The organism is Photobacterium indicum, assembly GCF_003026215.1.
GTDB classification, from domain to species: Bacteria; Pseudomonadota; Gammaproteobacteria; order Enterobacterales; family Vibrionaceae; genus Photobacterium; species Photobacterium indicum.
Map to the genome: position 1 here is coordinate 20,493 of NZ_PYOC01000004.1, position 25,337 is coordinate 45,829.

Below are 25,337 nucleotides of genomic sequence, written 5' to 3' on the forward strand. Positions count from 1 at the left end.
AACCTTATTCTCGGTAACAAACAAAAACGCCTGCATGTGCAGGCGTTTTTATTTATGTCGGTTTTTTCGCGTTACGCTTTTTCAGACAAGATAATGCGAAGTGTACGGCGAAGTGGCTCTGCAGCACCCCACAGTAATTGGTCACCCACAGTAAAAGCATTAAGGAAGTCATCACCCATTGCCAGTTTACGTAAACGACCAACAGGAACAGACAATGTACCTGTTACTTTCGCAGGGCTAAGCTCTTGAACGGTCGCATCGCGATCGTTCGGGATCACTTTAACCCAATCATTATGTGATGCGATCATTTCTTCGATCTCATCTAACGGTACATTCTTCTTCAGCTTCAACGTTAATGCTTGGCTGTGACAGCGCATCGCACCAATGCGTACACACGTACCATCAATCGGCACTGGGTTATCTTGTAAGCCCAGAATTTTGTTTGTTTCTACCGACGCTTTCCACTCTTCTTTACTCTGGCCATTGTCACGCTTCACATCAATCCACGGAATTAATGAGCCCGCAAGCGGTGCACCAAATTCTTGCGCAGGAAAACCAGGTGAACGTAAGGTTTCAGATACTTTACGATCAATATCTAGAATCGATGTTGCTGGGTTTGCAAGCTCACTTGACACCGTATCGTTAATCACACCCATTTGGTTGATCAACTCACGCATATTTTTCGCACCCGCACCAGAAGCCGCTTGGTAGGTTTGCGATGTCATCCACTCAACAAGGCCTTCTTTATACAGGCCACCAACCGCCATTAGCATTAAACTAACCGTACAGTTACCACCAACGTAAGTGTTAGTTCCGCTATGAATACCCTGTTTGATTTGATCAAAGTTAACCGGATCTAGCGTAATAATAGATTGGGGATCCATGCGTAATGTAGAGGCAGCATCAATCCAATAGCCTTTCCAACCTGCAGCACGCAATGCTGGGTATACTTTTTCTGTATAGCTACCACCTTGACAGGTAATAATGGCATCCAGCTTTTTCAAACTTTCAATATCAAACGCATCTTGCAGTAAGCCAGCATCTTTGCCTAAGTTAGGCGCTGGGATTCCGATTTGAGATGTTGAATAAAATACAGGCTCAATGAAATTGAAGTCACCCTCTTCAACCATGCGCTGCATCAGCACAGAACCCACCATGCCACGCCAACCAACTAAACCAACCTTCATCATCGCTTGCTACACTCCTTGTTCATAATTACAAACTCTACACCCGTAGTAATATTCCCATTACTAAAAGAATGAGTATTTCTATCCCCATCTATAGAGATTTAAACTGTGAAAAACAAGCAGAATCTGAAGAAATTGAATAAAAATCCCAGACACGTTTTATTTTACTGACTTAATACTTAAAGATTAGTTGGCACATAAGACAGTAAATACACACATTAGACCAACAATTAATACGGGCTAGAAAACAAACTAAAGGTGAGCAAACTACCATCAATAGCCAACAAAAGTGAACAATTCACACTCCAGACAAGATTTTTTACCGCCAAACAACAAAATCAAATAAACCACATTTTTTGAATAAGAACCCACACCCTGATAGTCTACACCGCCTGACAATTAGAACTTAAAAGACCAGTAAAATAAGTATATGTAGTTATTTACACTTTAAAAAACACAACATTAATATAAAAACACAACTTATAAATCGATTAAAAAACAACACAAAAACAAACCCAACACTTAAATTTAACAGTAATAGTACATGTAAACATAGATTTTTAAACGTTTACTAGCACTAAAAGATTCAGGTCACAGAAAAGTACAATATCTATCGCAGTGAGTAACTCATTTAGATAGAGTAGCGCCGAAACAACATGAGTCTCTTTAAAGAAGGGCTCAGTGATCAGAAAAAAAAATTAATTATTAACGTTCTTATTGACGTTAGTTTCAGGGTTTCCCCTTTAATATGCTCGATCAAACAAGGTTAACAGTATGGAAAAACAGACTATGAAGCTACCATCGCTAATGCAAGTGATCCTTGCCCTTGGTACTTTCCTTGCACTGGCATTCTCTTTCACCGCTAAACTTGATTTACCTATTCAACTAGCACTGTATATCGGCTGGTTCATTATTATTGCGCTAGGTATCAAACTTGGCCATGACTACAAATCGCTTGAAAAGGCGGCAACCCAAGGCATTTCAAATGGCTTAGGGGCTGTATTAATACTGCTTGCTGTAGGTGCTCTTGTGGGTACTTGGATTGCAGGTGGTATTGTTCCAACAATCATTTATTACGGCTTGCAAGCCATTCATCCATCCATTTTCTTACTTGCAACCATGATTATTTGTTCACTAACGGCGTTAGCAACAGGTACATCTTGGGGTGCTGCGGGTACCGCTGGTATTGCGATGATGGGTATTGGACAAGGTCTTGGTGTTCCAGCTCCAATGACTGCAGGTGCTGTACTTTCAGGTTGTTACTTTGGTGACAAAATGTCGCCACTATCTGATTCGGTAATTCTTGCTTCTTCTATGTCTGGCGTAGAAGTGATGGAACACATCAAAGGCATGCTACCTATCGCATTAATCAGTTACATCATTACAGGTATTCTATTTACCGCTGCTGGTTTGCACTATGCAGGTAATGTGGACATGGCTCAGGTTGATTCTGTCATTCTTGCGATGGAAAATCAGTTTGTTATCTCTCCATTCTCTTTCATCCCTGTGATTATTGTTCTAGGCCTACTGGCAATGCGCCTACCGTCTTTCCCTGTTATCTCTTTCGGTTCGCTACTAGGTATCGTATGGGCGGTAATGGTTCAAGATATGGACCCACTAGTGGCATTTAACACTGCATGGGCACCTTTCTCTATTAGTTCTGGCGTTGACTTCATTGATGCGATTCTAAACCGTGGTGGCATGTCTTCTATGCTGGGTTCAGTTGCCGTTATCATCTTTGGTCTGGGTTTTGGTGGTCTACTTGATAAAGTAGGTGTACTACAAACTGTTGCTAAGTTATTCGAAAAACGCGTTAACTCTGCGGGTAGCTTAGCTACATCCACGATTGCGACTGCATTCTTTGGTAACGTATTTGGTTCTGCGATGTACGTATCATTAATTCTAACGCCTAAAATCTGTGCGAAGAACTACGACCGCCTAGGTTACCAACGTAAGAACCTGTCTCGTAACGCGGAATTTGGCGGTACGTTAACATCTGGTATGGTGCCTTGGAGTGATAACGGTATTTACATGGCGAGTATCTTGGGGGTTGCAACCTTCTCTTACGCACCATTTATGTGGTTAAGCTTCGTCTGTATTATTGTGACTATCGTGACATCTTACATGGGTTGGTTTGTTGACCGTTGCCCACCAACGATTATCGAAGAAACTGATGACAATGAGAACCTAGCGGTTACTCAGCAAACAGCTTAACAGTAAAAAACACAAAACAAACAACTCAAAGAAGAGCGCCTAATAGCGCTCTTTTTTTATACTTTCTCTGTATATATTCAGCAATATATCGTTCGCTTATGTTTTTATACTAAAATATAAGCGACTGTAATCTATTAATTTAAATTAACAAATACGTAAAATAAGCCATTAAGTTTAAAAACATATTAATGGTGTATTTTTAGTGAATAAGATCACAAAAACATCAACTAACTCCAAAGTGTTAATATTCAGTAGCACATCTTGACCCCAATCAATAAAACCCCATCAAAATCAGTGAAAATAGCGCTAGTTTATTTAAATCTTAGTTTTCACTTGTATCAAAATATTAAAGCTTTTGAACAGGATTACGAAAGACACATCTTCGCATTTGCGATTTTAATTTCCTAAGGGGTTATATTCATGAGCAATCAGGTTGGACAAGACCGCAAAGTAACGATTGGCAGCTACATTGCCCTCGCCTTTGCTATGGTCTTCTTTTCTGGGCTACTTCAATCAAACGAATGGTATGGCGTTTTTGATTTCACAACCTTAAATGGTTCATTTGGTAACGTTGTTTACGCTGTAAACGACACTGCTGATGGCATCCAAACGGCTACAACCTCACTGCGCGGTAAAGGCGGTAGCGGTGCTCGTGACGGTTTCATTTTCGCGTTAACGTTAATCCCAACAGTAATGTTCGCTTTAGGCATGATCAATGTTCTAGAACACTATGGCGCGCTAGATGCTGCTCGTAAAATTCTAACGCCGCTGCTTCGCCCTTTAATGGGTATTCCTGGAAACTCTGGTCTTGCACTTATAGCCTCGCTACAAAGTACAGATGCAGGTGCGGCGATGACGCGCCAATTAAAAGATGAAGGTCATCTAACCAAGCGGCAAACCGATATTTTCACTATGTTCCAGTTTTCTGCGGGTGCGGCCATTGTTAACTTCTTCTCTTCTGGTGCTGTGCTGTTCACATTAACCAATACAGATGGTACGCCAGCGGTTACATCATCTATTGGTCTCGCTGTTGCCATCATGTTTATCTTTAAATTTGTCGGTGCCAACATGTTCCGCTTATACCTAAACATTACTGAAGGTAAAGCAGATAAAGAAGATACAAAGCCTGAAATGAAAGAGGAAACAGCATAATGACTACGGCTAAAAAACCAATGGTGACAGACATTTTCGTTGAAGGTGCTAAAAAAGGTTGGGTAATTGCAACAACGTCAACTGTACCCAACGTATTAATGGCTTTTGTGATCATCAAAGCATTGCAGATCACTGGCGCTTTAGAGCTTATGGGCACCGTATTCTCACCCATTATGGCTGTATTTGGTCTTCCTGGTGAAGCTGCTGCTGTGCTGATCGGTGCTTGGATGTCGATGGGCGGTGCAGTAGGTGTGGTTATTACATTGTTTGACCAAGGTATCTTAAATGGGCAACACATCGCAATTTTAGCCCCAGCAATCTACCTTATGGGCTCTCAAGTTCAATACATGGGTCGTATTATGGGCCCAATCAAAACTGAAGGCCGATACATTCCAGTAATGATTGCCCTATCTGTGCTCAACGCTTTTGCTGCCATGTTTGTAATGAACATTCTGGTATAGGTTTTCCATATACAGCTTTTCGTATATAGCAATTAATGGAGAGAGATCTCTTCTCTCTCCTTTCTTTTCAAGATTAAAGCTCACCACTGAGTCTCTTTGGAGTTTCCGATGACTTTCGCCCTACAAGATTTCTCTCTAGAAAATTACTTACAAGAACTTCGCCCACTAATAGATGTTGATTGCGGTACATACACTAAAGAAGGTATCGAAGTGATTGCCACCCAGATGCAACAAAAATATCTGGATATGGGCTGGCATGTTAAGCGTATCGATTGTGGTATTGCGGGTACTGGTTTAGAAGTACGTAACAAACCAGAAAGCAACGATATCGACGTAATGCTTATTGGTCACATGGATACTGTCTTTCCTGAAGGGACTGCTGCTGCACGACCAATGACGTTTGATGAAAAACGCGCTTACGGCCCCGGTGTTTCAGACATGAAATCGGGCTTACTTAATGTTGTTCATGCTTTACGTAATATGGACAAAGAAACACTCGATAAGCTATCTATCTGCATTTGCATGAACCCTGATGAAGAAATCGGTTCATTGCACTCAGAATCATGGCTAAAAAGCGTTGCCGTTAATGCAAAGAATGTACTTGTTGCAGAAGCAGCACGTGCTGATGGCTCTTTAGTGAAAGCGCGTAAAGGTATGGCTCGTTACCGTCTAACATTCGCAGGTAAAGCTGCGCATGCTGGTAATGAACCACAGAACGGTCGCAGTGCTATCACTGAAATGGCCAACTGGGTTTTGGCGATAAACAATTTAACCAATTTTGAATCGGGTACTACGTTAAATGTCGGTATCGCCAAAGGTGGTGCAGGTGCGAACATCGTGCCTGATTCAGCAGAAGCAGTTGTTGATGTACGTTTCTGGGATAACGACGAATACGCAGATGCTGATGCGAAAATTCGTGCACTAACAGAAACCCCCTTTGTGGAAGGCGTAACTATCACGGTTGAACGTGAAGCGCATAAACCATCGATGGTGCCAACAGAGAAAACAGAAGCACTGATGGCATTGGTTGAAGAATCAGGCAAAGAGCTTGGTATCGATATTAAGTGGCAAGAAGTGGGTGGTGGCTCAGATGCTAATCTAACTGCGGTAATGGGCATTCCAACACTTGATGGCCTTGGTCCTGCTGGTGCTGGCTTCCACAGTGCTGATGAGTACTTAGAGCTCGATACTATCGAACCTCGCATTAAACTACTGATGAAAGTATTAACCAAAATTGCTGGTTAATATAAAACATATATAATAAAAAGGCTGTGATCTGTTAACTGCACTTCGGTAATTTGATGATTACCGAAAAACAACTATCAAAACACAGCCTTTGTAACACTCTACTTCAGTGGCTCCCGCCCTTCGCTATCTTAATCTATCACCGTCATAAGGCTATTTAATGTCGCCTGTTTTACGTGATGATAAAATAGTATTTGAACGTATCTCATCGACTTTAAACTGTAGCGCTTTAACTGGATGCCGCCACAAGAACCTTGGTAACGACCAGCGCACAACATGCATGATTTGCAAACGCTTTGCTGATTGGTAACACTGCCCCTGACATTGTAAACACGTTGGCTTTTCATCGGCTAAACGACAATTGACCACTCTGTTTTCAACATACTCGAAAAGACTTTCACATTCAGGGCAAATAATTGCCCCACGGTGCAACGTTTTACAATATAGACGAATCATCGCCGTCACTGTATCCAGTTCACGTTGCGTACGAACTGAATGTCTATTTAGTACTGTCATAGTGCGGCTATTATCCACCGCTGCACCATCAGACTGTTGATTAAGATCAAAACAATACTTCGATCACGTTTTTATGTTGATAAATACACCACTTTACAGAGTAAAATACTGTAATAAAACCTTCTCTTTCCAGTCTTAAGCATGTTCATTAGATCCTTCAGGTATATAAGATGAAGCTTGCGTAATACATTCATCTAAAGCTAAAGATAAAGCGTGATACTCTGCATTAGCAACAACTTGATGTTGTATGAACTTCATTTCTATTTCACCTGCTATCTCTTTTAACCTTTCAGCACCCAAGCTACCTGCCACACCTTTTAAGCTATGTACAATTCTGATTGCAGGTTCGCTAATATTGCTTGGCTCACACTGCAATACTAACTGGTGTAATTTTTTCGCATCAGATGCATGTTCATCCTTAAATATGTCTAAAAGCATTCGCACAGACTCTGGATCGTCACCCATTGCTTCTAGCATAAGTGGAATATCGATAGCAGCCTTTGTTGTTAGCTCTGAAGATATCGGTTCTTTATCAGTATCAGCCACTGACAGATCAGTGTTCCCCGACGCTTCATTAGCTTTATTACTTGCGTCGACGATAGATGAGGTCTTCTTTGCTTCTATATTCAGGGGGGCAGCAACATCGCTGGAATTTTTTATTCCAACAATCAAATATTCATTAATCGCATTAACCACTAAGTAAATAATCTCTGCCAATTTGTCGGCATCATTAAGAGTTACAGGTTCTTGTTGCTGGTAGCTCTTTTCTAGTCGTTCAGACTCAACTTTTAATCTTGGAGCACCAAGACTACCGGCAACTTCTTTTAAATTATGTACTAAGCGTAATGCCTCTTCGATCTGTGAACCTTCAATCAATCCTCTCAATCGTAGTCCGTAAGTTGAATACTCATCTCGAAATATCTCTAACAACATCACAACGGATTCTTTGTCACCATCCATACTTTCTAGAATAGAATTGATGTCTAAGATCGTATCTTCTGAGGAATAAAGACGACTCACAGATTGAGGTGATTCTTGAGAGGCAACAAATGGTTGCTCGGCTGGGTTAACCGCACTCATTTTTACAGCAGTAAATATTGAAGTAATAGCCAAAAGTGATGTAACGACCATCAGAGCCATATTAAACAACGCCAGCTTTGAGGCATACACAAGCAAGCCATGTTGCAGTTGTTCTACCTCACTTTCTAAAGTCGATATTTGAGAAATAGCATTCAATACTTGAGTTAATTGATAAGAAAAGTAGCAGCCTCCTACTATAGAGGCAGCAACAATCACGAGCATGACATAAAGTATTTGACGAGTTCGCCGACAATCGAACGACTGCACTTTACTCATTTAACCACCTAAAAAGTTAACATTTAAAGTAAGGAGAATGATTCTCAACACCTTGGTATGAAATCTGTTTTACATGACTAAAATAATAGACAATATATTGGTGAATACCAACAAGCGATTACGATGAGAAACAGGCACAAAAAACCACCGAGTTTACTCTTGTGTTGCACAAAAGCACGCTAGGTGGTTTGAGTAAATACCATCGAACTAAGGCGCTAGGCCTCTAGATATTAATTATCAGTATTCAAACGGCGTAATAACTGATCTTTCAAGTTAGGTGGCGTGCCTTTAATAGTCAAGGTATCGGTTTCAGCATCATAGAAAATACGCTCACCTAATAGCATGCTGTCAAAATTAATCGACATGCCACCACCCGCACCCACAAACTTGGTCAATTTACGCATTGCGGTACGATCAGCAGGGAAACTTTCTTCTAGCTCGTAGCCCTGCTTTGACGTGAATTCATAAAAATTAGTGCCGTCTTCTGCTGGTGGTAACTCACCAGCCAATTCTTTGACCGCCACTTCATCACCAGCTTGTAATTGGCCATTACAGTAGTCATAAACCTGCTTGCGGTATTGCTGCTTCTCTTCTTTATCAAGGCGAGAATCGGCACAAAAATCTTCAACGGCTTGCATCAAAACTTGATTTTGTTCTTTAGCATCAAGACCAACGACTGCTTGCAGAAAATCTAGGAAGAAATCTGAAATTTTTCGCCCTACACGCCCTTTAATGAACGTCAGGTAACGATTTGAATCCGAATCTGTTTCCCACGATGATAAATCAATGCGGGCAACAATATCCATTTTAGCGACATCAAGGTAATCGGTGGCACTGATATCTAATTGCTCAGTCACTTTCATGCTGTGGCAAGTTGGCAACAAACCAATAAATAAATAATCAGTAGCCAGTGATTGGTATTCTGTCATCACTAATGTGCCAGCTTCAGCGAAGGGATATTTTGCTAGTTCAACCTGTAAACGCTGCGCTGATTGGTTAGAAAATGTTAAGAAATCCATTTCGCCAGTGCGATATTGTTTCAACCAATGACAAAATTCACTGTCTTCAGCAAAGAGAGCGAAGCCTTTTGCCCCTTTACTGCTGTATACTCGATGTAGTTCAGCAACGAGACCTTCGGTAGAAGAATCAGCGTCAAGCACTTGATTTCTTAGGTTAATCTCGATTTCATCTTGGTCGTTTTTTGTCAGCTGATGAAGGATGACATTAGAAAGTGTAAGACTCATAATGGAAAAGGTTATCAGTAAGACTAGAGTGTGGGTTATTATAGAGCGCTTTCTTAAACTTTAAACTAAGACATTAAACAAGATTTCCTATGCCAATTACTTCAAAATATACAAATCAGAAAATTGAACAGATCATTAGCGATGTGTTTGACGTACTTGAAAAGCATGATGCATCAGCTGAACTAGCGCTGATGGTTGTAGGTAACATCGCAACCAACATCATTAATGCCGATGTACCAGCATCAAAGAAAAAAGAAATTGCCGAGCAATTTTCTCAAGCTCTGCTTAAGTCAACTAAATAAGATTTAAGTTTGCAGTAGTAAACGATATTTAAGACTGAGAAGAACTGACATATATGGTCGCCAGCGGAAATAATTATAAAGACAAAGTCTCACAGCTAATTAGCTGGGGACACTGGTTCAGCTTTTTCAATATCATCGCAGCCATGCTATTAGGCTCGCGATATATTGTGCATTCTGAATGGCCAGAAACCTTACTTGGACAACTTTACCTCTTGTTGAGCTGGGTTGGTCATTTTGGTTTTCTGGTATTTGGTCTTTATATATTAATCATTTTCCCTGCGAGCTTTTTGATCCCTTCACAACGCTTAATGCGGTTTTTTGCCGTATTAGTCGGCACGATTGGTCTAACCGTATTGTTGTTAGATACTCATGCTTACGAAAGTATAAGCTTACATTTAAGTCCCCTTGTTTGGGACCTATTGTTAAGTGGTGAGAAAACAGATCTGAATGCCCGTTGGCAGTACCTCTTTATTGTTGTTCCGATCATCTTCCTTCTACAGTTAATTCTGTCAGAATGGCTATGGCGAAAACTCAGGAAGCTCACTCGTAAACATGTTGGCGTGCCTATCGCTATCGTGTTTGGTATGTCCTTTCTGGGTAGCCATCTTTTATATATTTGGGCTGATGCTAACTTGTATCATCCTGTCACTATGCAACGTTCAAATTTTCCATTGTCATACCCAATGACAGCGAAAAGCTTTATGGAAAAGCACGGGCTACTTGATCTTCAAGATTATGCCAAGCGGAGTGCCGAGCAAGGCTTAAGTGAAAGCCAGCGTATTCGCTACCCAACTGAGAAGTTGAATTTTGATGGCTTGGGTACAGGTCAAAACCTACTCGTCGTGATGGTTGATAACCTTCGCAGTGACATGGTTAACAACAAAACCATGCCTAACCTATTTGCGTTTGCTAACCAAAATCTAAACTACACCAATCATTACAGTGCTAACAATGACAACATAGTGGGTATTTTTGGTTTGTTCTACGGGTTACCTGGTGGTTACGTTAATAGCGTACGCGCAGAAGGAACTACCCCGATACTTCTGAATACATTGGAGAAACGCGGTTATGACTTTGGCCTGTTCAGTGGTAATCAATTTAAATCTTCAATTTACTCTCAAGCTATTTTTAATGATGAACAGCTTGAAGAGCAATTATCGAAAAAATCAGAGCAAAAAACTAACGATAATCTAGCAATTGCAGATTGGACAACTTGGTTAGGTGAACAGAATAATAACCCATGGTTCAGTTATCTAGAGCTAACATCTGTGGAAGAATTCGAAGAAGGTGGTGATTATGTACCACAATTCACCCCTTCGCTGGGTACCGTTAAAATAAATACCGTAGGCGTAGATTCCAATCTGTTGCTTAAAAATAGTTACCGCAACGCGGCATATCATGTTGATCAGCAAATTGCTGATATTCTCGACGAACTAGAACGTAAACAGGTACTTGATAACACGATTGTTATTATCACAGCTAATCACGGTACTGAATTTAACGAGACAGGCACCAATAGCTGGGGTGCAGACACCAACTATAGCCAGTACCAATTAAAAGTACCTATGGTTATACATTGGCCACAGCAAGCACCAGCAAAAATTGACCGTATAACCAGTCATTTAGATGTGGTACCGACCCTAATGGAATCACTACTAGAAGTCGCTTCAGCACCAACAACGTACAGCAGTGGTACGAACCTGTTTGAGAAAGATCCCAAACGACGCTGGATTCTCGCTGGAGATGACCGTGATATCGTAATGATTCAGAAAAACAGCACTACTGTCGTTGATAAGTACGGTAATTACCGTGTTTACGATGAAGATTACAAGCTGATGAGTGAAGGTAAACCTAGGTTATCGACTTTAATGCAGGTAATGAATGAACTAAAACGCTTTTACCAGCCAAATTAGCCTTCAGCCAAACCCGCAATAATTAAAGGCAGCGATTTCGTTGCCTTTTTTATATCGACTGCCTCGTCCTAAAATAGTGTCCGTCCTGAGATAAGTTGACACATTAGAACTGAGCCTAAAGTTGACTACGTTAATGGTATTCAGCATTATCGGCATAACACTGTTCGTAACCATCATTCCAACCACTCGCATATTTATCTTCAACCTTCATTCGCTCGGGATCTCGACGAAAGCCCTCTAAATAGGTGTTCAGATCTTCTTTACGGCTATTACACCCATCTTGATAGCCATCGAGATAGTGTCGAGTGAAGCCTAAATTCGATAACTGATCATGCCGTGTAGCAGAGCATCCGCTCAAAATAATCAACATGCCAGCAGCAATACTTATACGCACAATTAAGAACATCAGTGCCCTCACTATTCATTGCTTTAGTCTTTAAAACTAGTCAATCAAGGCATTTGAATTTGTCTCATTTTTAACACCCAGCAAAAATTATCATGATGATTTATCATTCTCGAGACTGTACTTAATGTGCCGATGAGGCATACATCGCAATTTTATAAATCTAAATGATTTATCCCGACATAGTGGGGGGTATACGCATACTTTTAGCGAAATTTGGTTAAAAATAAGCTCATATTAATCGATACATATCATTTGGAACTGCGCTAGTGGCAAGTAATCAACAGCTAAGTATTTTCTATCAGAGAATTATCGAGCAATGGGGAAAGGCCCATAGCTTGCGTACAATTTGTGAGTTAACTTGCCGTAATTTTTGTGAAAGCTTTAATGCACTGCATTGCCAAATCATTGTCGACTCTCAATCAACGTGGAAAGTTTTACTTAAGATGAATCGCCAAGGGATAAGCTATCAATCTCCTCCTTGTGAGATTTCTGATAGTAATCATTTTCCATTAGATCAAATCATAGAATTCACAAAGCACAACCAACCACATGTTACACACCAACATGATGTACAACGTTTATGGCTACCTTTAGAGCGTCGATCTCGCATTATAGGATGCTTAGTGGTTGATATACCGCTTAGCGAACCACAACTAGATTGTCAGGCATTTTCCACGCTAACCTCATTGCTAGCCTCAGAAATTGATACAGGCTTTCTTACTCAGTCTATTCAAGATGAGCTCTGGGGGCGGCGTTCAGCTGAACGTGAATTAGAAATTAGTCAGCACGAGCAAAAAAACTTATTAGAACAACTACAAGCATTACATGATATTTCTTTTAGGCTTTGGCGTACGCACTCAATGAACGAGATGCTTTATACCGCTGTTGAAGAAGGAAAAAAACAGTTACAAATTGATCGTATGGCCATTTTTATTAGCAACAAAAATAACCGTATGCGCGGTACTTATGGTACAGATCTGCATGGTAAAACGGTTGATGAACATTATTTTGAATCCGACATTCCTAATCAATGGTATTTAGCACACACCCGATCAAATAAAGAATACCTAGCGATTGAAAATAATACGCCGCTGTATCACAACCTTAAACAAGTCGGCTTTGGTTGGAGTTGTTATATTGCCCTATGGGATGAAGATACCCCTGTAGGTTGGATCGCTTGTGATAACTTACTAACAGGCACCCCATTGTATGACTACCACCCTCACTTACTCAAACAATTTGGTTTTATTCTGTCTCAGAATATCGTGCGCAGGCAAGCTGAAGAGAACCTTAGAAACCTCAATAAAGAATTGGAACAACGTGTCACAGAAAGAACCGCAGAGCTTGAGCTTGTAAATCAAAAGCTAGAAAGTTTATCGAAACTCGATCCGCTTACTAACATTGCTAACCGTAGAGTGTTTGATGAAAGAATCATCGAAGAATGGCGTCGAGCTGAACGGCATCAGCTGCCTTTATCCTTATTGATCATGGATGTGGATAATTTTAAATCTTACAACGACAATTACGGGCATGCTGCTGGTGATCTGTGTTTAAAGGCTATTGCTACCACATTAGAAAAACTAGAACGTAGAGCAGGTGCATTATTTGCTCGCTACGGAGGTGAAGAGTTTGTGCTCTTGCTACCTGGGCAAGATACACATGCGGCACAATATTCAGCCACACAAGCATTAACTGAAATTCAACAACTGAAACTAACCAGAACAAAATGTGCCAATACTAACTGTGACTCGACAATCGTCACAATCAGTATTGGAGTAAGTACGGTTATTCCGGCTGCACACCGCTCTTATCATGAATTATTCAAACAAGCCGATATGGCACTGTATGAAGCCAAATCACAAGGTCGTAATCGCTACTTTGTCATTTAGCTTTTCTTACTTTTTGTATAACGCTTTTTTTTCATTGGTTTTCTGGGTTCTGGTGATTTCAATTGGCGCAAGCTCTCAGGCACTTCGCTGTATTTCACTTTATCCATCAACTGACCAACTTGCTGCTGTAAAGCGTCCATAAATGGCTGATAAGCACATTTTTTATCGGCCATGTCTTGCAACTGGTGCTCCCAGTGAGCCGTCATATCGGGGTATGTAGCTTCATCAGGCAATGCGTAAACTAGCCCTCGCCCCGCATCCGTCGCATGAATATTTTTCGCTTGCCGCATCAATAGCTGTCGCTTAAACAATAACTCTAAAATACCCGCACGAGTCGCTTCTGTACCTAAGCCGTCGGTATCTCGTAATATCTTTTTCAGTGAACTATCCGAAACAAAACGGGCGATCCCCGTCATCGCTTGTAATAGCGTTGCTTCAGTAAAGGCTTTGGGGGGCTCGGTCATCTTGTCTTTGATTTCACCTTCTCGACAGGTCAGAACCGTACCTTTTTCAAGAGGTGGAACCTTATCTGTTAGCCCTTGCTCACTATTTCCAGTGGCTTTCGCTTTGTCTTCAGCCTGATCTCGCCCTAATAATTCTCGCCATCCGGTACTCATTAGCTGACGACCACGGGCAATAAAGTGCCCTTGTGCAATGGTAAACACTAACTTCGCTTCAGCATAAATTGCGGCAGGGTAAAATTGCATGACATATTGACGCGCAATCAACTGGTAGACTTTACTCTCGCTACCGCTCAATGCATTAGGGCTGATTTGTTTTGGTGTAGGTATAATTGCATGGTGAGCGTCTACTTTTTTGTCATTCCACGCTTTCGATTTCAACGCCGTGTTTACCCCGTTACATGCATGCAACAACTCGCTCGCATTGGATGCCACCGCACGGCATACATCGTTAGCTTGTTTAAAGTGCTCGTTGGGTAAATAGCGAGAATCTGAACGAGGGTAAGTAATCACTTTATGCTTTTCATATAAAGACTGGCAGTTCGCCAATACATCAGCAGCGCTCATACCAAATCGTTTCGCAGCATCAATTTGTAACGCTGATAAAGAATACGGTAAAGGCGGCGCCTGACGTGTTTCTTTACGTTCCGACTCTGTCACTTCTGCAGGCTGCCCTTTAATGCGCTTGAGCACGTTCTCACACAACTGACGGTTGAGCACTCGCCCTTCTTCATCTTGCCAAGGTTGGCACGCCTCACTTGGCTTCCAGCGCGCACGAATATCCATATCTTGATAAGGGATCAAGGCAAATACTTCGTAAAAAGGTTTCGGCTTAAAATTCGCAATGTCGTCATCACGTCGAGTCACTAACCCTAAAATAGGGGTTTGTACTCGTCCTACAGACAATACCCCCCGATAACCGCCTTTCTGACCAAGCAAAGTGTACGCTCGAGTCATATTCATACCGTATAGCCAATCAGCGCGTGAGCGTGCTAAAGCAGAAACGGATAAAGGGATAAATTCACGATTACTGCGCATGGTTGATAAGGCACGTTTTACCGCTGCTGGGTTTAAATCTGAAATCAATAATCGTTGAATGGCCGTTTTCTTTTTAGCGGAAACTTTAACGTAATCGATCACTTCATCAACTAATAACTGCCCTTCTCTATCAGGATCGCCAGCATGCACAATGTCAGTGGCTTGTTTGGCGAGTTTACGCACCACAGCCAATTGCTGTTTAGCCGATTTACGTGGAGAAAGCTGCCATTGTTCTGGAATAATAGGTAGATCTGTCATGTTCCATTTTTTGTATTTCTCGTCATAGGCATCAGGTTCAACCTGTTCCAGCAAATGCCCGATACACCAAGTTACTATGTCCCCATTTCCGGTTTCAATATAACCATTATTATTTTTATGAGGGCGAGGTAATACCGCGGCAATCGCACGACCTAAGCTGGGTTTTTCTGCAATATATAGACGAGTCATTCAAATAATACACAATGACAAAAAAGATGAAGAAACTGTACCGAAAAGCGAGTTAACGGGCAACACAATACTGGATATAACAACAGTTAAATAAAAAAGTTAAAAGAAACACCCCGTATTCGCACCTAATCATAAGCATAGAAATACGGGGTGTTTTCGATTTAATCAGTTTGGCTTGCTGTCTTTATTAGTCAACTAACCAACTTTATTTATCAGCTAACCAGCTTTTGACTTCTTGGTAATTACCACGGAACACAATGCGTTCCGCTTTTTTGCTTAACTGATAGGTATACATTGGATCGTAATATTCAATTAAGAGTGGGCGTAACCAATTATCATGCTCAGTCAATGAACCATTACTTTTCTGATTTGCAATTGCCTGTTGTTGCGCTACCAATAATTCTTCATAGCGCTTCATACCAAGTCGCTTACGAATACCAAACATGCCACGTTCAAGGTATTCAGTGAATAATTCCCAGCCGTGCTGCTCACCGTATTGTGCAATATAGTCACGCTGCATACGCACAACGTAATCATCCACTAAACGATCAATACGCACGTCTAGCGGATCATCAACAATCGCTACATCTGCATTGCCCATTGCGGTATTAATTGAGAGAGGCACACTCGCCGATCCAATTGCACGACCTTCATCTTCAAACACAAAATGTGTACAGCCTTGCGCTTGCTTTTTAAGCATTTCCACAGCTAATACATTTTCAAAATCAATTTGTGTTCGTTGCGCCGTTACATAACGGCCAAACGAAGATCCACGATGGTTTGCTGCGCCTTCTAAATCAATGCCACTGGCGAGTTCATTCACCATGATGGTTTTACCGCTACCAGTATTGCCACCAACAATCGTCATCGGCTGCTGCGCAACCGCATCGATAGTCTCAATTAAAAAACGGCGTAAAGCTTTATATCCACCAACAACCAGCGGGTAATCAATACCTGCTTCTTTTAGCCATTGCTGAGTAATGTGTGAACGTAACCCACCACGAAAACAATACAAATAACCATCTGGATTTGCTTCTACGAATGCCTTCCACTGTGCAAGTCGTGCTGCTTTTGTATCGCCATTAACTAGCTGATGACCCAACGCAATCGCGGCATCTTGACCATGCCCCTTGTAGCATGTTCCAACCGCTTTACGTTCTTCATCTTCCATTAAAGGATGATTAATAGATGTTGGGAATGCACCTTGAGCAAATTCGATCGGTGCACGCATATCCATCAACGGGGTATCATTAACAAACAGCTGACGAAAATCTTCACAATTTTGGCGTGACATTAGCAAATCTCAATCAATGTATCGCCGTCTAACGGCATCATTTCACCAATAGCTTGCAGTTCAATATTATGACGTGCAGCAATCACTTGCAGCTGCTGCTCTGTTTCCGCATCAGGGGTTACGGCAATAAGTAAGCCACCCGATGTTTGTGGATCGCATAACAACGCTTTTTGTTGCTCTGTCATTGCACCTAATTTTTGACCATAGCTATCAAAATTACGCGTGGTGCCACCTGGTACACAACCTTGTGCGATGTAATCAAATACACCAGGTAAGTACGGTACATTATCAAAATCAATACGTGCTTTTAGCTGGCTACCTTCACAGATTTCGCTTAGGTGTCCCATCAAACCAAAACCTGTCACATCGGTCATGGCTTTTACACCTTCAACATTGGCAAAATCTTGACCCGGAATATTCAGTTTACACATCCAATCGCGTGCTAAGCCTTTATGCTCATCCGCTAACTTAGATTGCTTCTCTGCTGTTGTTAATACACCAATACCCAACGGCTTAGTTAAATACAACTTACAGCCATTTTCTGCACGGTTATTACGTTTTACACGATCGGTATCGACAATACCTGTTACTGCCAGGCCAAAAATAGGTTCAGGCGCATCAATCGAGTGACCACCAGCAAGAGAAATACCCGCTTCACGGCACACTGAACGACCACCTTCAATCACTTGTTGAGCGATTTCTGGTGCCAGTACATTGACAGGCCAACCTAGAATTGCAATCGCCATAATTGGCTTACCGCCCATCGCATAAATATCACTGATTGCATTTGTCGCCGCAATGCGACCGAAATCAAATGGGTCATCGACAATCGGCATAAAGAAATCTGTGGTACTAATTGCAGCAGTGCCATTGCCTAAATCATAAACAGCCGCATCATCTTTACTTTCATTGCCGACAAGAAGGTTAGGATCTGAAAATGGTGCTAACTGAGTTCGGAGAATAGTATCAAGAACTTGAGGAGAGATTTTACAACCACATCCTGCACCGTGGCTGTATTGAGTAAGGCGAACATTTTCCATGATACGCTCCGAAATAATTTTGAGAACCGTGAATACTACTCCTGCAAGGTGCAGGTGTCATCTATAGGGCTTGATTACTATCAAAAGAGTGGCATTTTTATCACGACGATCAATCAACGTTAATGCATACCTATAAACAACAAACGCCCTGTTGATCACTCAACAAGGCGTTATATTTATTCAATCAAGCATATTTAACTCGATTTATTTAGCGAGGCTTACTCATTCTTGATTACTAACCGCTACTTATTGCCTAACTTCTTATAGATACTCAACAAACTGACTAACATCTCGCTCATTCACTTTCGCTTCACGACAACCCGGGGTGCCCATATATAGGAAGCCAACAATCAGATCATCTCCAGTTAAACCGAGAGATTCACGTACGACAGAGTGATACGCCCATTTTCCAGTACGCCAAAAGCCAGAAAAGCCTTGTGCAACCGCAGCCATTTGCATGGCTTGAGTGGCACACCCTGCCGACAAGTGCTGTTCAATAACAGGGACTTTATTGTGTTCAGCTACTTTTGCAACCACAGTAATAATCATTGGCGCACGAAACGGGGCTTTGCTCGCTTTTTCAATCACGGATTCATCAGCACCATCAAACTTGGCTGCATTCACCAAAATATCAGCAAATTTCTGTAACCCTTCACCTTGCGAAACAATAAAGCGCCAAGGGGTTAAACCACCATGGTCAGGAGCCCGAAGGCCAGCACGAAAGATATTATCTAACACTTCACCTTGCGGTGCAGGCGCCATTAGCTTAGGTAAAGAGCGGCGATTTAAAAGTAGCGTTAGTGCATCCATAGCAACCTCGAACTGCAAATAATAATTGTTCTTACAGTATCATAAAACCATTAGCGCAAAACCCTGTAAATAAAAGGGAATTGCGATTCCCTTTTAAATCTGGTTGCCTTTTGACGCAGCACTGTTATAGCTTTGCCGCTAACTCTACCGCTTGTCGAATAACACGTTTAGCATCCACTTCACCAGCGACATCTGCACCACCAATAACATGCGTATTGATTTTCAATGCTTGTAGCTTTTCAGACAACTCTTCAACCGATGTTTGCCCAGCGCACATCACAATATGGTCGACATCCAAAATACGAGACTGGCCTTCAACGGTAATATGCAAGCCTTTGTCATCAATCTTGTCGTAGCTCACACCACCCAACAGCTCTACACCACGTTTTTCTAACACTTTGCGGTGAATCCACCCCGTAGTACGACCCGGCCCTTTCCCTACTTTTCCCGGCTTGCGCTGCATCAGCCATACCTGACGTTGACTTACATATTGTTCATGAGGATACAAACCACCAGCATGCTCAATAGTTTGATCAATACCCCAATCTTTTAGCCAAGTATCTAGATCTTGATGCTCGGGTTCCGTTAACAGGCTTGATACATCCACGCCAATGCCACCCGCACCAATCACTGCCACTTTTTGACCCAATTGTACGTTGTCACGAATCAGAGTTTGATAATCAATGACTTTGTCGCTATCAAGCGCACCTGGAATATTTGGAATACGCGGTTTTACCCCCGTTGCGACCACCACATCATCGTAACTTTTTAGCTCATCAGCTTGAACTTCATGGCCCAGTTTCACAACCACACCCGTTTGCTCTAAACGACGTGTAAAATAGCGAATGGTCTCTTTAAATTCTTCTTTGCCGGGAATACGCATCGCCAAGTTAAATTGACCACCGACGTAATCATTTTTATCAAACAGATCAACAGAGAAACCACGTTCAGCACACGCAACCGCACATGCTAGCCCGGCAGGTCCCGCCCCGATTATCGCGATACTACGCTCACTTGCCGCAGGTTTTAGCACTAATTCGGTTTCGTAACAGGCCTGTGGGTTCACTAAACAACTCGCCCGTTTACCCACAAACACATGATCTAAACAAGCCTGATTACAACCAATACACGTATTAATATCTTCGGCACGATCTTGCTCGGCTTTCGCAACAAAATCTGGATCAGCTAGGAATGGTCTGGCCATTGATACCATATCAGCTTGATTAGCAGACAGAATATCCTCAGCAACTTGTGGAGTATTAATTCGGTTACAGGTAACCAATGGAATATTAACTTCGTTTTTCAGCTTTTCTGTTACCCATGCGAAGGCAGCTCTTGGTACTTGGGTGGCAATAGTTGGAACACGCGCTTCATGCCAACCAATACCCGTATTTAAAATGGTGACGCCCACTTTTTCTAATTCTTTTGCTAGCTGAACCACTTCTTGTTGAGTACTACCTTGCTCAACTAAATCCAGCATTGAGATGCGGAAAATAATAATAAACTCTTTGCCTACTCGAGCTCTTACTGCCTTAACTAGTTCAATCGGTAAACGAATACGGTTTTCGTAACTGCCGCCCCATTCGTCATATCTATGATTTGAACGCTTGCAAATGAACTGATTGACTAAATACCCTTCCGAACCCATCAGTTCGACACCGTCATAACCTGCTTCGCGTGCTAATTCTGCACTTTTAGCAAAGGCTTCAATTGTTTTTTTGATTTGACGAGAACTCATCTCTCTTGGGGTGAATTTTGATATCGGTGAACGAATCGCTGAAGCACTCACCGCTAAAGGGTGCATAGCATAACGACCTGCATGAAGAAGCTGTAGGGCTATCTTTCCGCCTTCTCCATGAACAGCATCGGTTATTGCACGGTGAGCACGTGCAGCACGCGCAGAACTAAATTCTGCACTTAAGGGATGCAAACGCCCACGGAAATTTGGTGAGAAGCCACCCGTTACAATCAGACCCACTCCGCCGCGGGCACGAGCAGCATAAAAAGCAGAGAGTTTTTTAAAACCATCGCGAGATTCTTCCAGCCCAGTATGCATTGATCCCATTAACACACGATTGCGCAATTGGGTAAAACCAAGATCTAACGGTGCTAAAAGATGAGGGTAAGATTTATCGTCCATGGCTTCCATTCTTTTTTGATTATGGTCTGACCAGTATATTGCACAATCACAACATTTTTCAAACATTTGTTTACATCAAAGTAACATTGCGTGATTTAAAAATGTAATTCCTTGTTTACTAAGTTACGATAAGAACAAGAATCATCATCAGGAACGTTCATGAAAGCAATATTTAAAGGAATTGGAAGAATATTCCGTGCTATCTGGAAATTGATCAGTTTCACCCGGCAACTTATTCTCAATCTATTTTTCTTGATCATAATTGGCGCAATTTTTGTTGCGTTTAATTATGGTGAAGATACACCTGAACAACCCGACAAAGCCGCATTAGTTTTAGACTTATCAGGCCCTATCGTAGAGCAGCGTCGCTACATTAATCCTATTGATAGCATTGCATCAAATGCACTAGGACAACCCCCTGCGCAAGAAAATATACTGTTCGATATTACCGAAACCATTCGAAAAGCATCGACAGATAATAAAATTGAAGGTTTAGTTCTCAACCTAAAAGGTATGTCTGAAACCAGCTTAACCAAACTACGTTATATCGCGAAGGCGATTGCTGAGTTTAAAGCAGCAGGTAAACCTGTTTATGCTTATGGCGATAATTTTGGGCAAAGCCAATACTACCTAGCCAGTTATGCAGATAAAGTATTTATGTCGCCAGACGGTGGTGTAATGCTAACGGGTTACGGTTCTTACTCGCTGTATTACAAAAGCTTGCTAGAAAAGCTTAACGTTAATACGCATGTCTTCCGTGTCGGTACGTACAAGTCTTTTGTTGAACCTTATACCCGTGATGATATGTCTGCTCCAGCACGAGAAGCAAATACCGTATGGTTAAATCAATTGTGGGGTGCTTTTACCACTGATGTCGCGAACAACCGCCATATTGATGCTGCAACATTGACGCCTAATATTGATGACTTTGTTCAAGAGCTTAAAGCTGTTGATGGTGATTTTGCCAAACTATCACTAAAAATGGGTTTAGTAGATGAACTCATTTCTCGTCCTCAGTTACGTAATAAAATGATTGAAGAATTCGGCAGTGATGGCGAACACAGCTTTAATCAAATCAGCTATTACGAATACCAACCAACAATTATCAACACCGATTTACCAAGTAATAACCAAATTGCCGTTGTGGTAGCCAGTGGTGCCATCATTGATGGTACACAACGCCAAGGCACAGTCGGTGGTGATTCAACTGCGGCGTTATTACGAGACGCTCGTTTAGATGATGATATTAAAGCCGTTATCTTACGTGTTGATAGCCCTGGAGGCAGTGCATTTGCCTCTGAAATCATTCGTAATGAAGTGGATGCGTTAAAGCAAGCAGGTAAACCCGTTGTTGTATCAATGTCGAGTGTTGCCGCTTCAGGTGGTTACTGGATATCAGCAAGTGCTGATCGCATTATCGCACAACCAACAACCATTACTGGCTCTATTGGTATTTTCGCTATTCTTACCACCTTTGAAAAAGGGCTGGAAAAAATGGGCGTATACAGTGATGGCGTAGGCACTACTCCATTTTCAGGTGTTGGTGTAACACGTGAACTACCAGCAGGTGTGGGGCAGGTTTTCCAACTCGGTGTTGAGCACGGTTATAAGCGCTTCATCGGCTTAGTAAGCCAGTACCGTAACATGTCACTAGAGCAAGCAGATAAAATTGCACAAGGGCGTGTATGGACGGGGCAAGATGCGATGGAGCTCGGGCTTGTCGATCAGCTTGGTGATTTTGATGATGCCGTTGCCGCTGCAGTTGAACTTGCAAAATTAGAGACTTACGAGCTGAACTGGATGGAAGAACCACTCAGCACTGCTGAGAAATTCTTACAGCAGTTTTCAAGTGAAGTCAGCACAAAAGTAGCCACAATGGTGCTTGGTCAGCTTCCAAGTGCATTACAACCTGTCACTCGACAAGTTGTAACAGACTACACAACACTCAGTAACTTTAACGACCCAAAAGGGCAATATGCCTTCTGCCTAAATTGCAGTAATATCGAGAAGTGAGATCAGCCCAGCATATGCTGGGCTTTTTTTACCGTTCGTTAACCGTATAATGCGCTCACCAAAACCGATAAGTCTGTACCCGATTATGGAAAGAAAAAATATTTACATTGCTTACACCGGCGGCACCATTGGTATGCAAAAGTCAGATCATGGCTACGTACCTGTTGCTGGATTTATGCAAAATCAACTGGATAAAATGCCGGAATTTCACCGTGCAGAAATGCCAAAATTTACTATCCACGAATACGAGCCACTTATTGACTCGTCTGATATGTCGCCAGAGGATTGGCAGCGTATCGCGGATGATATTAAAGCAAACTACGACAAGTATGACGGTTTTGTCATTTTGCATGGTACGGACACCATGGCTTACACTGCTTCAGCTTTGTCGTTCATGTTTGAGAACCTAGATAAGCCCGTTATTGTAACAGGATCGCAAATTCCTTTAGCTGAATTACGTTCTGATGGGCAAAGTAATCTATTGAATTCACTTCATATTGCGGCTAATTACCCAATCAATGAAGTAACGCTGTTCTTCAATAACCAACTAATTCGTGGAAACCGAAGCACCAAAGCACATGCTGACGGCTTTGGTGCTTTCATCTCACCTAACATGCCTCCTTTGCTTGAGGCTGGTATTAATATCAAGTTGAACAATGTTGAACTTGATAAGAAGCCTGAAGGTGATTTTAAGGTCAATGCAATAACACCACAGCCTATTGGTGTCATTACAATGTACCCTGGCATTTCACCTGAAGTGATTCGTAATACTTTACGCCAACCTGTTAATGCAATGATTTTGCTGACATTTGGTGTAGGTAACGCACCACAAAACCCCGATTTACTGGCTCAACTGAAAGAAGCAAGTGAACGTGGCGTGATTGTAATGAACCTTACGCAATGCCTTTCTGGCAAAGTGAATATGGGGGGTTACGCGACAGGCTGCGCACTCGCTGATGCTGGTGTGTTAAGCGGTTATGATATGACCCCTGAAGCTGCACTCGCTAAACTGCACTACTTGTTAAGTACCGATCTTCCGGTAGAAACAATTCGCAGTATGATGCAGCAAAATTTACGTGGTGAACTTAGCCTGTAAAATCATCAAAAAAGAGTCGAATTTAATTCGGCTCTTTTTTTAGAGCTACACTTATTACCAATAAAGTTAGCTTGAGAAATAACTATGATTTTGCACGGTGCATCCATTTCCCCTTTTGTTAGAAAAATCATGTTGGCACTTGCCTATAAGGGCATTGCTTATGATCTACAGCCGCTAAACCCTTATCTTGAAAAAGAATTGGCTCATAAACGTCATCCAATGGGAAAAGTGCCCGTTCTAGAACATAATAATCAAACGATCATGGATTCCACCGTTATCGCACATTACCTAGACGATATATGCCCCGTACCGCCCCTCTACCCAGGTACAGCAGAAGATCGGGCCAAAATACGTTGGCTAGAAGAATATTCAGATACACGATTAACCTCACTCATTGGTGGGATACTTTTCTATCAAAAAGTATTACGAGGTAAAATTCTTAATAAAGACGTTGATCAAGATGCCATCGATCAGTGCTTACAACATCACCTTCCTATGGTATTGAATTATTTAGAACAGCAAATACCAGCAAAAGGATATGTTTGCGAACACTTTTCTATGGCAGAAGTGAGCTTATGGAGCATCTTTCGAAATGGCTGGATGGCAGGGTTAAGGCTCAATTCACATTACCCCAAGTTACATGCTTATATTAGCATGATAGAGCAAGAACCTTGGATTGCGAATCTCATCAGTGAAGAAAATCATGAGCTCAGTAGCTTTTACTGTGAACCCATGATCTTTAAAGCAGACTAAAGACTTTCTTTATAAATCGTTATGACCAAAGCGCGCAATATCATTGAGGTCAGATTCTAATACCGGTTCTTTTACGCCGAAGTCGCGCTTCAATTCTGCTTTTGACTTAAATTTAATGTCACCACCGGCTTCTACCGACATATGTTCAGCATTTTCATTATGTCGCGACTGGTATAGCATGACGGCTTGCTGTGCAGAATCACGCTGCTCTTGGGTTAATACCGATCCATCAGGCCATTTACCTATTTCAACCGCTGTCGAGATTCGCTGATATACTTTTGGCGTCATTACATCTAATAGTTGTTTTACATCCATTTTTCACTCCGTTGCACGATTCTTATCCGTGCGTTTACGATCCGC

21 protein-coding genes are annotated in these 25,337 nt (G+C 41.8%); 10 read left to right on the forward strand and 11 right to left on the reverse strand.

Translation table 11 applies throughout. The annotated features are described in order from the left end of the window. Positions 1-71: 71 nt before the first annotated feature. On the reverse strand, positions 72-1,187 hold the full coding sequence (gene asd, locus C9J47_RS12930) for an aspartate-semialdehyde dehydrogenase (protein WP_107254159.1): 1,116 nt from the start codon (positions 1,185-1,187) through the stop codon (positions 72-74). A gap of 774 nt (positions 1,188-1,961) precedes the next feature. Here asd and nhaC point away from each other — a divergent pair. The 4 genes from nhaC to C9J47_RS12950 all read left to right on the forward strand — a co-directional run bounded on the left by nhaC (position 1,962) and on the right by C9J47_RS12950 (position 6,259). Further along, entirely contained in the window at positions 1,962-3,401 is a 1,440-nt protein-coding gene (nhaC, locus tag C9J47_RS12935) for a Na+/H+ antiporter NhaC (protein ID WP_107253916.1), read from the forward strand. Between the two features lie 420 nt (positions 3,402-3,821). After that, positions 3,822-4,553 (forward strand): nucleoside recognition domain-containing protein, encoded by a 732-nt coding sequence (locus C9J47_RS12940; protein WP_107253917.1) that lies wholly within the window; start codon positions 3,822-3,824, stop codon positions 4,551-4,553. Further along, the gene (locus tag C9J47_RS12945; RefSeq protein ID WP_107241416.1) at positions 4,553-5,014 is read left to right on the forward strand and encodes a YjiG family protein; all 462 of its coding nucleotides are present in this window, start codon (positions 4,553-4,555) and stop codon (positions 5,012-5,014) included. The genes C9J47_RS12940 and C9J47_RS12945 overlap by 1 nt, the downstream gene beginning before the upstream one ends. Positions 5,015-5,122: 108 nt before the next feature. Continuing rightward, a complete protein-coding gene (locus C9J47_RS12950) occupies positions 5,123-6,259 on the forward strand; it encodes a M20 family metallopeptidase (protein WP_107253918.1) in 1,137 nt (378 codons plus the stop codon). Between the two features lie 153 nt (positions 6,260-6,412). Here the strand turns inward: C9J47_RS12950 and C9J47_RS12955 are convergent, their stop codons facing one another. From C9J47_RS12955 to yejK, 3 genes are all read right to left on the reverse strand, one after another. Next, positions 6,413-6,793 carry a nitrous oxide-stimulated promoter family protein gene (locus C9J47_RS12955; protein WP_245903452.1) on the reverse strand — a complete coding sequence of 127 codons (381 nt, stop codon included), beginning with the start codon at positions 6,791-6,793 and terminating at the stop codon, positions 6,413-6,415. A 117-nt stretch (positions 6,794-6,910) separates the two neighbouring features. Beyond that, on the reverse strand, positions 6,911-8,131 hold the full coding sequence (locus tag C9J47_RS12960) for an Hpt domain-containing protein (RefSeq protein ID WP_107253919.1): 1,221 nt from the start codon (positions 8,129-8,131) through the stop codon (positions 6,911-6,913). A 230-nt stretch (positions 8,132-8,361) separates the two neighbouring features. Further along, a complete protein-coding gene (gene yejK, locus C9J47_RS12965; protein WP_107253920.1) occupies positions 8,362-9,375 on the reverse strand; it encodes a nucleoid-associated protein YejK in 1,014 nt (337 codons plus the stop codon). Positions 9,376-9,464: 89 nt separating this feature from the next. Between yejK and C9J47_RS12970 the strand changes: the two genes are divergently transcribed. Next, positions 9,465-9,677, forward strand: a complete 213-nt coding sequence (locus tag C9J47_RS12970; RefSeq protein ID WP_006233037.1) for a YejL family protein — start codon at positions 9,465-9,467, stop codon at positions 9,675-9,677. Between the two features lie 53 nt (positions 9,678-9,730). Then, positions 9,731-11,590 carry a DUF3413 domain-containing protein gene (locus tag C9J47_RS12975; RefSeq protein ID WP_107253921.1) on the forward strand — a complete coding sequence of 620 codons (1,860 nt, stop codon included), beginning with the start codon at positions 9,731-9,733 and terminating at the stop codon, positions 11,588-11,590. A 130-nt stretch (positions 11,591-11,720) separates the two neighbouring features. Here C9J47_RS12975 and C9J47_RS12980 read toward each other — a convergent pair whose 3' ends face one another. After that, positions 11,721-11,996: a hypothetical protein gene (locus C9J47_RS12980; RefSeq protein WP_107241410.1), complete on the reverse strand. Its 276-nt coding sequence runs from the start codon at positions 11,994-11,996 to the stop codon at positions 11,721-11,723. A gap of 266 nt (positions 11,997-12,262) precedes the next feature. Here C9J47_RS12980 and C9J47_RS12985 point away from each other — a divergent pair, with 266 nt between their 5' ends. Beyond that, complete coding sequence (locus C9J47_RS12985; protein ID WP_107253922.1) at positions 12,263-13,885, forward strand: GGDEF domain-containing protein; 1,623 nt, start codon at positions 12,263-12,265, stop codon at positions 13,883-13,885. On the opposite strand, the gene C9J47_RS12990 is transcribed toward C9J47_RS12985, so the two are convergent. The 5 genes from C9J47_RS12990 to C9J47_RS13010 all read right to left on the reverse strand — a co-directional run bounded on the left by C9J47_RS12990 (position 13,882) and on the right by C9J47_RS13010 (position 21,115). After that, positions 13,882-15,831: a DNA topoisomerase III gene (locus C9J47_RS12990; RefSeq protein ID WP_107253923.1), complete on the reverse strand. Its 1,950-nt coding sequence runs from the start codon at positions 15,829-15,831 to the stop codon at positions 13,882-13,884. The genes C9J47_RS12985 and C9J47_RS12990 overlap by 4 nt on opposite strands. Positions 15,832-16,036: 205 nt before the next feature. Continuing rightward, on the reverse strand, positions 16,037-17,125 hold the full coding sequence (mnmH, locus tag C9J47_RS12995; protein WP_107253924.1) for a tRNA 2-selenouridine(34) synthase MnmH: 1,089 nt from the start codon (positions 17,123-17,125) through the stop codon (positions 16,037-16,039). Next, on the reverse strand, positions 17,125-18,168 hold the full coding sequence (gene selD / locus C9J47_RS13000) for a selenide, water dikinase SelD (RefSeq protein ID WP_281258959.1): 1,044 nt from the start codon (positions 18,166-18,168) through the stop codon (positions 17,125-17,127). Before selD ends, mnmH begins: the two co-directional genes overlap by 1 nt. Positions 18,169-18,426: 258 nt before the next feature. Further along, complete coding sequence (locus C9J47_RS13005) at positions 18,427-18,975, reverse strand: NAD(P)H nitroreductase (protein ID WP_107253926.1); 549 nt, start codon at positions 18,973-18,975, stop codon at positions 18,427-18,429. A 124-nt stretch (positions 18,976-19,099) separates the two neighbouring features. Further along, entirely contained in the window at positions 19,100-21,115 is a 2,016-nt protein-coding gene (locus tag C9J47_RS13010; protein ID WP_107253927.1) for an NADPH-dependent 2,4-dienoyl-CoA reductase, read from the reverse strand. A gap of 159 nt (positions 21,116-21,274) precedes the next feature. Here C9J47_RS13010 and sppA point away from each other — a divergent pair, with 159 nt between their 5' ends. The 3 genes from sppA to C9J47_RS13025 all read left to right on the forward strand — a co-directional run bounded on the left by sppA (position 21,275) and on the right by C9J47_RS13025 (position 24,977). Beyond that, positions 21,275-23,128 (forward strand): signal peptide peptidase SppA, encoded by a 1,854-nt coding sequence (gene sppA / locus C9J47_RS13015; protein ID WP_107253928.1) that lies wholly within the window; start codon positions 21,275-21,277, stop codon positions 23,126-23,128. 85 nt (positions 23,129-23,213) lie between these two features. Further along, positions 23,214-24,224 (forward strand): asparaginase, encoded by a 1,011-nt coding sequence (ansA, locus tag C9J47_RS13020; RefSeq protein WP_107253929.1) that lies wholly within the window; start codon positions 23,214-23,216, stop codon positions 24,222-24,224. Between the two features lie 84 nt (positions 24,225-24,308). Next, a complete protein-coding gene (locus C9J47_RS13025) occupies positions 24,309-24,977 on the forward strand; it encodes a glutathione S-transferase family protein (RefSeq protein WP_107253930.1) in 669 nt (222 codons plus the stop codon). Positions 24,978-24,986: 9 nt separating this feature from the next. Here the strand turns inward: C9J47_RS13025 and C9J47_RS13030 are convergent, their stop codons facing one another. Continuing rightward, positions 24,987-25,292 (reverse strand): YeaC family protein, encoded by a 306-nt coding sequence (locus C9J47_RS13030; protein ID WP_107253931.1) that lies wholly within the window; start codon positions 25,290-25,292, stop codon positions 24,987-24,989. Positions 25,293-25,337 lie beyond the last annotated feature (45 nt).

Coding starts and splice junctions, on each gene's coding strand:
- C9J47_RS12940 (WP_107253917.1), top strand. CDS start 3,822: ATGAGCAATCAGGTTGGACAAGACCGCAAAGTAACGATTGGCAGCTAC.
- C9J47_RS12990 (WP_107253923.1), bottom strand. CDS start 15,831: ATGACTCGTCTATATATTGCAGAAAAACCCAGCTTAGGTCGTGCGATT.
- yejK (WP_107253920.1), bottom strand. CDS start 9,375: ATGAGTCTTACACTTTCTAATGTCATCCTTCATCAGCTGACAAAAAAC.
- sppA (WP_107253928.1), top strand. CDS start 21,275: ATGAAAGCAATATTTAAAGGAATTGGAAGAATATTCCGTGCTATCTGG.
- C9J47_RS12960 (WP_107253919.1), bottom strand. CDS start 8,131: ATGAGTAAAGTGCAGTCGTTCGATTGTCGGCGAACTCGTCAAATACTT.
- C9J47_RS12980 (WP_107241410.1), bottom strand. CDS start 11,996: ATGTTCTTAATTGTGCGTATAAGTATTGCTGCTGGCATGTTGATTATT.
- C9J47_RS13010 (WP_107253927.1), bottom strand. CDS start 21,115: ATGGACGATAAATCTTACCCTCATCTTTTAGCACCGTTAGATCTTGGT.
- nhaC (WP_107253916.1), top strand. CDS start 1,962: ATGGAAAAACAGACTATGAAGCTACCATCGCTAATGCAAGTGATCCTT.
- C9J47_RS13005 (WP_107253926.1), bottom strand. CDS start 18,975: ATGGATGCACTAACGCTACTTTTAAATCGCCGCTCTTTACCTAAGCTA.
- C9J47_RS12970 (WP_006233037.1), top strand. CDS start 9,465: ATGCCAATTACTTCAAAATATACAAATCAGAAAATTGAACAGATCATT.
- C9J47_RS12950 (WP_107253918.1), top strand. CDS start 5,123: ATGACTTTCGCCCTACAAGATTTCTCTCTAGAAAATTACTTACAAGAA.
- mnmH (WP_107253924.1), bottom strand. CDS start 17,125: ATGTCACGCCAAAATTGTGAAGATTTTCGTCAGCTGTTTGTTAATGAT.
- C9J47_RS12945 (WP_107241416.1), top strand. CDS start 4,553: ATGACTACGGCTAAAAAACCAATGGTGACAGACATTTTCGTTGAAGGT.
- C9J47_RS13030 (WP_107253931.1), bottom strand. CDS start 25,292: ATGGATGTAAAACAACTATTAGATGTAATGACGCCAAAAGTATATCAG.
- ansA (WP_107253929.1), top strand. CDS start 23,214: ATGGAAAGAAAAAATATTTACATTGCTTACACCGGCGGCACCATTGGT.
- C9J47_RS12975 (WP_107253921.1), top strand. CDS start 9,731: ATGGTCGCCAGCGGAAATAATTATAAAGACAAAGTCTCACAGCTAATT.
- C9J47_RS13025 (WP_107253930.1), top strand. CDS start 24,309: ATGATTTTGCACGGTGCATCCATTTCCCCTTTTGTTAGAAAAATCATG.
- asd (WP_107254159.1), bottom strand. CDS start 1,187: ATGAAGGTTGGTTTAGTTGGTTGGCGTGGCATGGTGGGTTCTGTGCTG.